Consider the following 12,489-nt stretch of genomic DNA (forward strand, 5'->3'; position numbering starts at 1 on the left):
ATGTTTATTAACTTCTCTTTTAAAAGTATATAATTAAGGTGAAAATATGAATTTAAGAATAGGAGAGCTAGTAGCGCTGGTAATAATTTTAGGAGCTCTTTCAATAGGCTTTTTAGGAGATAATCAAGCAGCAAATTTAAGTTATCCGTCTCTCTCTATGGTAGATCATTACACTGGAACTACTTGGAAAATATGTAATTCTTATGTAGGAATTGCTAAGGAATCTCACTTTACTTGTCTATATAAGTTAGGTAATTACCCAGTAGCTTTCGCGAATTATACAGATAGTGGAGGAGACATACTTTACGTTACTGAGATAGTTTTTCCTAATTCGCAAGTTGCGCATAGTTATATGCTAAGTGCAGCTCCTTCATCAGTAACTTCTGCAAATAACGGGTATGTATCTACATACATTTCAGGTTACACAGAAATAGTATACTTACAGCACGGTAACAGAGTGATTGAAATATCTTTTATAGGCTCTTCCGGATTGTTACCGTCCACTACATCTTTAGAGGATTTAGCTATTGCTGTGCTAGGTTGAAGGCTTTTAGAGAGTCCAGTAATTCCCTCAATAAGTCCACCTCACTATTAACTTCTTTTTCTAATATTCTTTTTAAAGGAAGGATCCTATTAGTGGAAAACTTGAGGAATAATGCAGTATCGTTATCCGTTAAAGGAATAAGTTCAACCTCTATTCTGTCCTTTAAATCCTTATCCTTATAAACTTCCCACATGATCTTTTTATCAAAGATAAAAAGCTCCGCGTGATACTTATCATTAATAACGTATTCATAGGGGCCTGTTTTATCTATCTTATTCACATAGTAAAATAGCTTAACTAGCCCGGAAGACATAAAGAAAGCTTTCAATTTTCTATAGTTACAGGAAAGCTTCGTTCTAATGATAACGTCTTTCATACCCATGCTTTAATTTTATGATTTTTAATGTTTTCTTACCAAGAAAGCGGTTAAATTAATATTAACTAGGTTAAACTTTTTATCTATTAAGGACAATAATTTCTCTAATTAATGATAATTTAACTATTCGAGATAAAAACAAAAACATTAATTGGAATGGGAAGCATCTTATAAAAATTAGAGTAAAATATATTTAAGCCCATTATAGCTATACTATTAAAAAGAAAAATACAAATAAAAGATAATTATAAAAACTTAATTCCCAATTTATTCTTATGTTAGAGAGGGAAGTTAAGGGAACAATTGAGGAAGACGAGATGAAGATTCTATCTGACGTTTATGATGTGAATAACTTAAAAGAGTGGTGGATGTTCTTGAGGAAGATAGAGGTAATTGATGAGGAAAACTATAGAGCAGAGTTTAGGGTATTCATGACTTTTAAATTTCACATGAAGAGGACTTTGGGCTCACATGAGGTTACTCACGAGGGAGTGATGAGATTTCCAAGGGCATATTTTAGATTTATTGTAGAGACAATTCCTTACAAAAATGTAAAAAAGGTAGATATAGTTATTAGAGGTCAGTATAGTGGACCTCTAGAAAGGCTTGCTAGACTTCCTATGGACATATTTTTAAAGAACTTTCTGCAAAGGCTTGCGGAGAGATACAAAGGTAAAGAGGTCGAAGAAAAGCAAAGTGTCCTTTCTCTCATAAATGAGCAGTTAGAGGCAAGCAGAGAATATAAGGGAGAGATAATCCTTCACTTAGATGAATGTACAATAATTTTCAAGCAAGGAAAAATGAAAGAGATTTCCTGCAACGGCTTAAAAGGTGACGATGCATTAAAGGAGTTGGTAAAAAAGGAGAATGCAAAGATTAAAGTTGAATACAAGTGATCTCACTCTTTGTACTCTTTAACTAAGCGGTAAACCAACAAATCAGCAGAGAGTGACGATAATCCTGTAAGCAGAAAGAGCAGAGAATAAAGCTTAAGAGAAATTAATGCGGTAAAAATTCCCCCGGTTATAACACTTAAAGTAGAGTCGAGTAAGCTAAAGAATGAAGTAGCTGTAGTGCTGTAATTCATCTTCTGCAGCAATGCAGCCTCAGCTAAAGGTGATCTTAAAAAATCCATTGCTTTAATGAGTAAAATCATTCCCAGGAAAATTATTGGAGAAATTGAATAAAACCTTACGAGGGAAATGTAAACTAGAAAGTCTGCTAGTGTTAAAACTAGGTAAACCTTATTTGAAATTTTGTGACCAAAGTATAAAAAGAATACAAGGGGTAATTGAAAGATAGCAAAGTACAAGCTTAAGTAATCCTTGGAAATGTAACTGAAGGCTGATATGAAAACTACTGAAAGAATTGAACCTATGAAAACTCTCCTTAAAGTGGCAAGACTTAGCAATGCTGTTATGAACTTTCCTTCAGTCTTAAGGAAATTCACAAAGCCTTTAAGCTGAGGTTTCTCTTCTTCGTAACTTAAATTAAGGGAAATTATAACTCCAATGAATGATATTCCTGAAATTATTGCAAGTAAATATTCCAAGTTAATGTAAGATGAGAAGTAATATAGACCTAAACCTATAACTTGAGCAATGAAAGTTGAGGACATCATAATTGAATAATCCTTCTTAGTGAAGTCCTTCTGAATAACTACTATTGCGGAAAAAAGTGCGTCAGCAAAACCCGAGATTATTGAAATTATAAGAAATACTAAAAAATTCTTCTCCAGGACGAGGATAATAGGAATTGCTAAATTTAACAGTGAAGAAACTACCAGACCTCTTTTTATCCTTACAAGCACTAGGAGAAAATAGGAGAGAGTTTGAGAGAGGAAGCTTAATGTTATTAATAAGCTGATTTGAGCATATGATAGCCCGGTCACGCTCATTATTGCAACGTAGCCGAAGTTCACAAACCCGAAAAATGTAGAATAAACTGATCTAAACAGTATCACTTTATTTTTGTATGATGACATAGTTTTCTAGAGAGTCTTTATGTTATAGTTAAAAAGCTTATATATTGGGCTTATAATCTTCCGTCGAAATTCATGATAAATTCCGTTAATAGTAAAAAAATTTTAAATATGATAATTATAAACTTGACTTATGAGACTTGTAGTAGGAACAAACTTTGATGATAAGCTAATAGGAGAGTTAAAGAAGTACCCAGTTAGATACATTTTCGGCAGTAAAACCAAGACCTTAACAGGACATGGTAGAGCTTCTTTTGTCTTACCTCAAGTTGACGATGAAAGGCTAAAGGTTCATATACAGCTAGCTCATGATGCAGGGATTAAATTCCTCTATACAATGAATACAGCAACGTTAAACGGTAAAGAGTATTCTGAGAAATTCTTAGAAAGTTTAAAGACGGAAGTTAATAATCTTGTAAACTTAGGAGTAGATGGTTTTATTGTTGCAATGCCATTCCTAGTGAATTTTATAAAGAATGAGTATCCTAACGTGGAAGTTTCAATATCGTCGTACTCCAGGGTTTATAACATAAGAGAATTCGAGGAATACGTAAATATGGGAGCAGATACTATAATCCTTCATGAGGACGATAATAGGAATTTCTCATTACTTAACTCCTTATCTAAATATAGGAATAGGGTTGATATTGAACTCATATTAAATAATTCATGCCTTTGGGGATGTCCTTATAGGAGGACTCATGATATAATTTCTTCAGTAACCTCGCAGTCAGACTCAGAAGTTAATGCTTGGTTTGAGTATCCAATACTCTTCTGTGCAACTGACGTTAGAAATGATATAGCAAACATTGTAAGGATGAGGTGGATAAGACCTGAAGATTTAAGGCATTATGAAGAGATAGGAATCGATAGATTCAAGATAGCCGGCAGGAACAAGAAAACTGATTGGATAATAAGGGCAGTAAAAGCTTATTCCCAAGGTAAATATGAAGGCAACTTGATAGACATAGTAAGTTATCCACAAGGTAGAGCAGTTCCCGCAGTAATGAAGAAAATAAACGGACCTAACGATTATGACGTTCTAACTCAAGTTTACGTGGACAATACTAAATTTCCTCCAAATTGGTTATCTTACTTCAAGTATAATTCTTGTGAAACTAGAAGCTGTGAAGAGTGTAGGTACTGTGATATAATTGCTGAAAAAGTAATAACCATAAACGGGAAACCGTTAGCCGAAGTTAATTTACCTAAAATAAAGCCTCCAATTGACCTAATTCCGAGGTTTACTAAGGATGAAGGTAAGGGTCATTAGGCTATATGAGCCTGAATTTTTTGGAACTGTGCTTAGCCATAACGTTACTATAGTAGAGGGAGGTCCAAGTGGAGGATTAATGATGGTAGACACGGGTTTGCCTGGATATCTGGAATTGATAGAGAAGGAACTAAAGAATGCAGGATACTCAATAGAGGACATTTCTGACGTTGTTATTACTCATTACCATATTGACCATTCCGGTAACGCTGAGGAAATAAGGAAAATCGCTAAGGCGAAAGTTTACGCTCACGAAAGTGACTTACCATTCCTTTCTAAAAGTGAGCAGATCTTCAATTTAAAATATGAAGACGTTAAAGACGAACTGAAAGTAAGTAAAGAGGATTTCGATAAGACCGTAAAAAGGATAAACTCGATGAAGTTCACTCCAGTAAATGTTGATGTAAAATTGAAAGGGAATGAAGAAATAGGAGAGTTCAAAACAATTCACGTTCCCGGTCATACTCCAGGTCACATTGCATTATATAACGGTGAAGTTCTGATAGTTGGCGATGCAGTGAGGAACATAGGAGGTAAGGTATTGCCTCCCTTAAAGTTCTTTTCATGGAATTATGAAGAAGCTAAGAAGTCATTTGAATTATTATTGTCCATGAAGTTTAAATACATGATACCTTTCCATGGAGATGTTATTAACTCGTAAAAGAAGTAGTTAGATTTACGTAATCCACTGAAAATTTTCTCTTTCCAAACTTCATCATTTTCTCATCAAGATCTTTTCTGCTGAGTTTATCCAAAGCAGAAAGCAAGGACTTAACGGAAGCTGTTAACATCCTAAGATATTCCTCATCTCTCTGATCTGGAAGGTCAACGTTTGAGTGGTAATAAGGTATTAGATCGTCGTTATAAAGAACTAGTGAAGGTATACCTTTTTGGATGAAAGAGAAACTGTCAGAGAAGGGGGTAGGCATTTCTATTCTCTTTAATGGAAAAAGTCCTGCGAAATCCCAAAGATCTGGAGTAGACGAATAGACTACTCTACTTGGGTATAGTGCATCAAAAATTACTGCTGAGAATACGCCGTCTTTAGGGTACTGCATTGAGCCTGTGCAACATCTAGGCCCTTCCTCTGAGGAAAAGAACACTAGCTTTAATCCGTGGCTTTTGAGCTCTTGCAGTGAATTAATTGCGACATCTATTGAAAAGAGATTATCGTGGAACCCTGAAAGCCAGTGATCCACATGTGCACCTAACAAGATGTAGTCTTCTCCTTCATTTACGGTAAACTCCAAGTTATACGACGTTGTGTCTTTAAGGTAGGATTCTGCGTTAATTTCAACCTCACCTTCTGGCTTAAAAGGTAAGAAAACTACGGGTATCTTCGAATCGGGCATTATTATTCTTCTGGTTTTTCCTTCTTCGTAGAAAATGATTCCCTCTGCTCCCTGTTGTATTGCGTAAGTGTAGAAGTCCTTAACCTTAAAAGGGTGATCCGGAAAAGGGAAGGCTAAGATTTCTCTCCCCACCTTACCTTTTGCATGGCCTTTAGTGTAAGGAGCTAGGGATGAATTAACTTCCTTTCCTCCTATCCTTACACTGTAGTTAAAAACCCATTCCTTTGTATTCACTTCTACCCTTCTTGATTGAAATTTTAGAGAATTCTCTAGATACTCAAGGATTTCCTTCTCTTTTTGTGAACCGTGAATTGTTTCGCCTAACTCCATTAGTTCTGTGGAAATCATAATATTTAATTTAACTTTTTAATTAAGTATTTTTTGGACATTCCTAATTTTAAGGTAGTAAACGTAAAGTTATCCTTTATTAAATAAATGAATATTGCGGAAGACGCTATGAAGAGTACTGCTGAATCCGGGAAGATAATGAATCTGAAGAAATAAGACAGAGCAAGAAGTGCTGAAACTAAGTAGATTTTATCGTAATTATAGCGTGAAGTCGAGTAGGTTATGCAGCTGAAAAAGAACGGAGCCATTGTACCTAAGGCGAAAGCGTGAATAGTTTCTCCTAAAAAATAACTTGAAAAAGAAGTAGATAAAGATGATAGTACGGTAGATAAAGCTGAAGAGTTTTTGTTAACTCTTTTCGGGCCATAAAATAGCCAAACAAAGTAAGCAATAATTACCAATGGAAATAACTTATAATCAAGGTAAAGGAGGAGTACCAGAAGGAATATTGGGATTTGTTTTATACCGAATTTAGGTTTTAAATTCAAATTTGCTGAAAAGACTCCTACATTAATTCCTAGCAAATAAAGGAGAAGAGGGATAATTAACACTTCATATCCCTTAATCGGAAGAATTAACCAAGAAATGAAGGAAATTGGAGGGGATGAAAGAACCAAGATATTCACTGGAAATTTACTACCGTAAGACTTTACGTCCCTTATTCCCCAAATTTCCACGGCAGTTAAGAACAGAAAAGACGTTACTACGACGGGATATAAAGGAATTGATAAAGAGACCAGTGTTGCCAACTGCAATGCTAAGTATTTCTTAGCAGGGAAAAACAGCCTAAGTAACATTCCCTCATAGAGCGAATACGCTCCTAAAAACATGAAGTATCCATGAGCTAAAGGATTTGAAATTAGAGAAATTCCTCCTATAGCAAAGTAAATGAATCCCAGCAAAAGGAAAGGTATATTAACTCCCCAAGGTTCTATTACATTCTTCACAGAACTAAGTTCACGCAGGTAATTTAAAATGTTATACCTAAAATTTTAATTAGATTTAGAACAAGTTAATCACATGGACGATCTTAGGGCTAAGAATATTATAACCTTCGCTGACGTTGGAGAGTGTACAAACTGTGGAGTTTATGGACCTTACGAATTCGTCTTCTGGTCCTCTCATACTAAGAGAGTTTATGGTTTCTGTTCCTTGAAGTGCTTTAGGGAATGGTTAAGAACAACTAGGGCTATTTATCCAAAAAGATAAATAGCGATAAAAGTTATAATACCCTTTTAAAAAGTAACCATATGGCAACTCTAAAAACTCTCTTCCTAGTAAGTTTTTTAGTATTGCTTACCTTGAGCATGATACCTTTTCATTCTTCAACTATTCCGCCCATAAAAAGGTTTGTATTACAAGGGACCATAGCAGATCCTTATGACTTTATTGAATATAACGGTAACCTCCTAGAATTCCTGGTTAACATCTCTTATTCAGCGTGTAATATAACCTTAAGCGAAATAACGAGCGACTTGTCCAATTTAACTAATGTAACATATAACCTATATGCAAGCTACGAAGGTAGGACGTTTTACTTATCTTCAAATGTATCATTAGTCTCAGACTCACTATATAATAATTGTGTTTTAGCAGTTTGGATAAACAATTCATTAGTAGAGTACTCAGTATTCAACGGTGCTAATTGGTCTTCTCCGAAGATTTTAGTTAAAACTAACGCATTATCTGTAGCTACTAACGGTAGCTATATCTTAGTTTTGTGTAGAGAAAATAATAATTATCACTTAATCACCTTTAGAGACTTTACCCTATTTAAGAACATTACGTTACCGTTTACCGCGCAGTACATAGTGACTTTCAATTCGAGAATGATTATATTATCAAATATAAGCTTTTCATTGGCGTTTTCTTCAACGTCAGTATCTGGTAATATTTATGGAATTTACACTAACGGTAGCGAGAAATTTGAGGTCAAGGGACTTGGATTACCAGTTTACTGTAATCGCTCTGAATTTGTTTTGGCTAACATCAAGAATAATGCGACTAATGTTTCCATATACGACGATTGTGGAGTAGAACTGTACAATTTGCACTTTAATAGAATTATATCTAATATATTTGTGCAGAATAATACGCTGACAATAGGTTATTCATCATTATCATCGTCTTTATCATCAGAGTCAATAGTATGTATTTATAATTTATCAAATGGTAAGGCTGTAAAAATTAACGAAATGTCGTTCCCTTCAGTCATCACTACTTCCGGGTTTACGGTATTTTCTCTCCTTGGATATGTCAATTGTATGCTGATATTAGAGAATATAACTAGTGAGAGCCATATATCAAAAGCAGGAGTATGTGTTTTCATGTACTTTACTCCACTATATAAGGAAATCTATAAGCCTTCATTACCGTGTAAGCCGGAAGTTCATATAGAAGAAAACGAATACCCTGGAATAACTGTGTTATTCATCAATTATACAGAACCTAACTATTATTCCCATAACGTGAGCTTGGTTAAAATACTAATAAACGGTAAAACTGTATGCACACTCACATCTCCTAGTGCTTCAATACCTTTTTACATCTATTCTAACGGAACTTATAATGTGACAGCAATTGCGGTAAACGAATTGGGTATAGCTAAATCGTGCGTTATAACAACTGTTACTGTTGAGCCAAACGTGACTTTTATTCCTAAGCCCGAATTACTTGCTACTATGGAAAGCTACCCTGGATATACATTGCTTAATATAAGTTATAACGCAAGTAATATTAAGGAATTAATATGTGTTCAGTTGTATATAAACGGTAGCCTAGTGAAGAAATTTACTGCCTCATCAGGATATTATATTTATAATGCTACATCTAACGGAACTTACTTAGTAACTTTAAAAGTACTGTCCAAATTAGGATCATCTGTAAATTCTAAAACGGAAGAAATAAGTGTTAAACCTCCAATTGTGACATCGTCCAGCAAGGTAACTCTTATCACAACTACTCCAAGCAGTTCAACGACTTCTCATACAACAAGCGTATTACCATCAACTTTAATCTATGCGGTTATAGCTGGAATTGTCATTGTTATTGCAGTTATCATAATCTTAAGGAAGAAGTAGAGAGAAGATTTTTTAATCAATCTTTTACTACAAGGACAGGTTTTTTAGAAATATCAAGAACTTTTGATGAAACGCTTTCCATGAGTATTTTCTTTACTCCCTTTAGCTTTCTTTTACCTATGATAATTAAATCAAAATCTGAACTCTCAGCATATTTAGATAACACTACTGCAGGGTCTCCTCTAATAACCTCGTAATCTATATTAACATTATTTTCCATTGAAATTTTCTTTATTAGTTCTGTGTGCTTAATTATTCTTTCTCTATCCTTTATTGAATCCTCTTTGATGTATGCTTCTAAAATTACTGGCATATGCTCCAGTACTTCTAAAGCTTTAACTGAAGCTCCGTGGAGTTTAGCCAGACTTACTGCAAGGTTTAACGCACTTAAAGATTCTTTCGAACCATCAAATCCTACTAATATCCTTCTGAACATTCTAAAAATATATAGGATTCTGAGAATTTAAATTTTTCTAAAAAATCTCTTAATGTTCTTATTTAAAAAATATTTTATTAAAAATGTCTATATTCCTGCTTCTGCTTCATTAATTTCTTCTAAACTCTTACCTATAGTGTTAGGTAATACGAAGACTAGCACTATACCCATTATTACCATTGGAATTTGGAAACCTATCCATATAGGCAGTGCGCCAATTGAGGAAATTAACGAAATTATTATTGCAGTAGAAATTGCTGCGCCTAAGTGAGCAACTCCGTCCATAAAGGCGAAAGATGTTGCTCTTGCATAAGTTGGAACGTTCTCAGTTCCATTCAAGTAGTTCAGTTGATTACTCCATCCTACACCTATTAAGTTTGCTAAAACGAAACCTCCTAACATCATTGGGAGATTAACGGAAATGGCACCTATTACTGCTATTGCAACGCCTAAAACCATACCTACGAAATATGAGATTGTAACTAGTACAGGTCTTCTTACCTTATCTATTATACTCCTAAGTAATATTGCACCGAGAAAAGTTGCTATTCCTGCGTCACCGTAATATAGCGTAACTTGGTTAGAGACTGAACTGAGAGCAGATACTCCAGAAGTCCATAGTAAGAACTCAGTTAAGTAAGGATATTCGCCGAAGTAGAAGAAGAATATTGCCAGCATTACTGCTATTACCCTAATTCTGTATTTTGGATTTTTAAACACATAGAATGGATCGACTTTCTTATGCTCAAAATTATACACTACGGGCTCAGGTAATGAAGGCATTCCAGACTTTTTCATTGCTTTTTCTTCCATATCCTTAACGACGTTCTCAGCTTCATTAACCTTACCTTTTAAAGCAAGCATTCTAACGGTCTCGCTTGCGTGCCCTCTAATTGCCATAACTATGAAAGCCAGCGTCGCTCCTACTAAGAATATCACTCTCCAGCCTATTACAGGGTTTGCTACGTCAATATATGAAGCCATGAAAGGTCCTAGTCCTAATCCAGCCCAGCCTGCAATATATACAAGGTTAAAGTACTTAGCCCTATTCTTGGCAGGAACCATCTCTACTAAGTATGTAGGAACAAGTATAAGGTCTCCGCCAATTCCCATTCCGGTAATGAACCTGAATACTGCAAATTCCAAGAAATTGCTAGATAATGCATTACCTAGACTTCCTACTGCTGTCAACAGTGCAGTAGTCATTAGCATTGGCTTCCTTCCTATCTTATCTCCTAAGTAACCAAGGATTATTGCTCCAGGAATATAACCGAATAGCCCTAAGGATACTACTATTGAAGCTTCTCCGCTAGTTAATCCAGTATACTTTAAAGAAGTTGCAGAAAACGCTATTCCTACATCTATTACGTCATATAATGCAATGAAGTAACCGAAGGCGAGAGCTAAAACTACAGAAAGAGGTAGAACCATTACGGGTAATCTATCTATTCTTGCGGTTAATTGTGCTATAATGTTTTTATTCTCCTGAGGAGGATTTTTATCTGCCATATGTAATGAAAAAAATGAACTACTTAAAAAGTTTATGTTTTTAAATTATGCTTATACGTGCTATATATTGTTGCATATTAAAAAAATTCAGGTGAAAACGTTATAACTCAGTTAATTTGAAACAAATTATATAAAGTGAAGATTAATTTTCAATTCATGTAGTAGTCTGCGAGAATTTCTCTTCCTTAATATCTTCATTATGGTAAAATAAATTTTATCCATTTATGGCGACGAAATTTGCTTTGTAGCCAATTATTTAATCTCTCTTGTATTGTTATCGTTTTAAGGCTACGTAGCTTTGCAAGGATTTTTGGTAAAAGCTACTAATGAAATCTTATACAGTATATTTTAATTTCTATAAACTCAAATTGAAGATATGGAAGCGATTATAGCAATAATTAGGAGAATTACTGCGGAAAACCAATAGCCTATGTAAGATAAACCCTTAGATGTATAATCTCCCATGATCTTCTTATTCCTGCTTATTATACCTAATACTATAATTGGTCCTATTAATGCGTAAACAAAGAAGACCAAAAGATCTAAAACGATGCAAACCAAGTTTACACTAGGGATAAGTAAAGTTAGTAAAACTGCAGGTATACTCTCCAACACGTAAATTGCGTTCGCATTCTTGACTTTCAATGCCTCAGCAACTCCCCAAGCACTTCCAAGAGAAATGACTACTAAGGCTAAAAATCCCGCAGAAATTAATCCAACACCGAAGATTATTGGGGAAAAACTGCCAGCTAAAGGAGTCAAAACTGATGAAAGCTCTTTAGGTGAAGCGAAAGTTGTAGGGTCTGCATCAATTCCTGCAAATGCCATTTCAACAACTGCCATTAATATCTCCGTAAATATTGCTCCTATCAAAGTCTCCTTCCTCATATGCCTTATTGCAGTATCTTTGCATTTACAGAGTCCAATTTCCTTCAGCTTCGCCGCAGTTGCTGAAGCTTGAAAAAACAACATGAATGGCATTACTACAGCACCTACAGTAGCCGCCATCAAGAAGAGAAATGAAGGTGAGGCAGAAAAGTAGAAAGGAGAATAAGGCTTAATCCCTCTAAGGAACAAAGTAGCAAATAAACTTATGACGAGAAAGGCTGAAACTAAAATTAGGAACTTCTCAGCCTGTGCGTACTTCCTCTTTGTTACAATGAGTATGTGAACTACATATATTAAAGGAATTGAAACGAGGAGAGGAATTCCTATAATTTCAAGCCCTATGCCTATCCCCAAGTACTCTATTGCATAAGTTACCGCATCAGTTAAAGCCATAGGCAAAGCCATAAGTACAGCAACTTTACTGCTGTAATTTTCCCTAATTACTTCTCCCAATCCCTTCCCTGTAGCAATTCCTATCCTCCCAGAAACTTCTTGTACTATGTAAAGAGGAATAGTTAGAGCAAGCATTAGCCAAACAAAGCCGTACTTAAATAATGCTCCAGTCTGTGCGGCACCTATTATACTGCTTGCGTCCATGTCAGCCATCATTACAAGCCAAGCAGGGCCGAAGAATTTTATAAATTTAAGTTCATTACGCCTCGTCGTAAGAGAATTACGCCTCATCGTAAATGAATATATAAT

At 35.0% G+C, this 12,489-nt stretch carries 13 protein-coding genes; 6 read left to right on the forward strand and 7 right to left on the reverse strand.

Annotation, left to right across the window (positions count from 1 at the left end):
- Positions 1 to 46: 46 nt before the first annotated feature.
- The gene (locus HS5_RS00955; protein WP_236752217.1) at positions 47 to 544 is read left to right on the forward strand and encodes a hypothetical protein; all 498 of its coding nucleotides are present in this window, start codon (positions 47 to 49) and stop codon (positions 542 to 544) included.
- Here the strand turns inward: HS5_RS00955 and HS5_RS00960 are convergent.
- On the reverse strand, positions 525 to 920 hold the full coding sequence (locus tag HS5_RS00960; protein ID WP_236752218.1) for a hypothetical protein: 396 nt from the start codon (positions 918 to 920) through the stop codon (positions 525 to 527). The genes HS5_RS00955 and HS5_RS00960 overlap by 20 nt on opposite strands.
- Before the next feature lie 275 nt (positions 921 to 1,195).
- Between HS5_RS00960 and HS5_RS00965 the strand changes: the two genes are divergently transcribed.
- Complete coding sequence (locus tag HS5_RS00965; RefSeq protein ID WP_236752219.1) at positions 1,196 to 1,816, forward strand: hypothetical protein; 621 nt, start codon at positions 1,196 to 1,198, stop codon at positions 1,814 to 1,816.
- Positions 1,817 to 1,818: 2 nt separating this feature from the next.
- Here the strand turns inward: HS5_RS00965 and HS5_RS00970 are convergent, their stop codons facing one another.
- Complete coding sequence (locus HS5_RS00970) at positions 1,819 to 2,904, reverse strand: hypothetical protein (protein WP_236752220.1); 1,086 nt, start codon at positions 2,902 to 2,904, stop codon at positions 1,819 to 1,821.
- Between the two features lie 130 nt (positions 2,905 to 3,034).
- On the opposite strand from HS5_RS00970, the gene HS5_RS00975 reads away from it, so the two are divergent.
- Together HS5_RS00975 and HS5_RS00980 are read left to right on the forward strand one after the other, a co-directional pair.
- Positions 3,035 to 4,174, forward strand: coding sequence for a peptidase U32 family protein (locus HS5_RS00975; RefSeq protein ID WP_236752221.1), 1,140 nt, complete (start codon positions 3,035 to 3,037; stop codon positions 4,172 to 4,174).
- Positions 4,155 to 4,835, forward strand: a complete 681-nt coding sequence (locus HS5_RS00980; protein ID WP_236752222.1) for an MBL fold metallo-hydrolase — start codon at positions 4,155 to 4,157, stop codon at positions 4,833 to 4,835. The genes HS5_RS00975 and HS5_RS00980 overlap by 20 nt, the downstream gene beginning before the upstream one ends.
- Here the strand turns inward: HS5_RS00980 and HS5_RS00985 are convergent.
- Positions 4,825 to 5,874, reverse strand: a complete 1,050-nt coding sequence (locus HS5_RS00985) for a Zn-dependent exopeptidase M28 (protein WP_236752223.1) — start codon at positions 5,872 to 5,874, stop codon at positions 4,825 to 4,827. The two genes, HS5_RS00980 and HS5_RS00985, sit on opposite strands and share 11 nt — an antisense overlap.
- A 5-nt stretch (positions 5,875 to 5,879) precedes the next feature.
- Positions 5,880 to 6,821, reverse strand: a complete 942-nt coding sequence (locus HS5_RS00990) for a hypothetical protein (RefSeq protein WP_236752224.1) — start codon at positions 6,819 to 6,821, stop codon at positions 5,880 to 5,882.
- Between the two features lie 73 nt (positions 6,822 to 6,894).
- Between HS5_RS00990 and HS5_RS00995 the strand changes: the two genes are divergently transcribed.
- Both HS5_RS00995 and HS5_RS01000 read left to right on the forward strand, forming a co-directional pair.
- A complete protein-coding gene (locus HS5_RS00995) occupies positions 6,895 to 7,083 on the forward strand; it encodes a transcriptional regulator (RefSeq protein WP_236752225.1) in 189 nt (62 codons plus the stop codon).
- A 41-nt stretch (positions 7,084 to 7,124) separates the two neighbouring features.
- On the forward strand, positions 7,125 to 8,954 hold the full coding sequence (locus HS5_RS01000; protein ID WP_236752226.1) for a hypothetical protein: 1,830 nt from the start codon (positions 7,125 to 7,127) through the stop codon (positions 8,952 to 8,954).
- Positions 8,955 to 8,970: 16 nt separating this feature from the next.
- On the opposite strand, the gene HS5_RS01005 is transcribed toward HS5_RS01000, so the two are convergent.
- The 3 genes from HS5_RS01005 to HS5_RS01015 all read right to left on the reverse strand — a co-directional run bounded on the left by HS5_RS01005 (position 8,971) and on the right by HS5_RS01015 (position 12,471).
- Positions 8,971 to 9,390 carry a universal stress protein gene (locus HS5_RS01005; RefSeq protein ID WP_236752227.1) on the reverse strand — a complete coding sequence of 140 codons (420 nt, stop codon included), beginning with the start codon at positions 9,388 to 9,390 and terminating at the stop codon, positions 8,971 to 8,973.
- A gap of 87 nt (positions 9,391 to 9,477) precedes the next feature.
- Entirely contained in the window at positions 9,478 to 10,899 is a 1,422-nt protein-coding gene (locus HS5_RS01010; protein WP_236752228.1) for an MFS transporter, read from the reverse strand.
- A 363-nt stretch (positions 10,900 to 11,262) separates the two neighbouring features.
- A complete protein-coding gene (locus tag HS5_RS01015) occupies positions 11,263 to 12,471 on the reverse strand; it encodes a divalent metal cation transporter (RefSeq protein ID WP_236752229.1) in 1,209 nt (402 codons plus the stop codon).
- Positions 12,472 to 12,489: the final 18 nt, after the last annotated feature.

Origin of the sequence: Acidianus sp. HS-5 (genome assembly GCF_021655615.1) — an archaeon.
GTDB lineage: Archaea > Thermoproteota > Thermoprotei_A > Sulfolobales > Sulfolobaceae > Acidianus.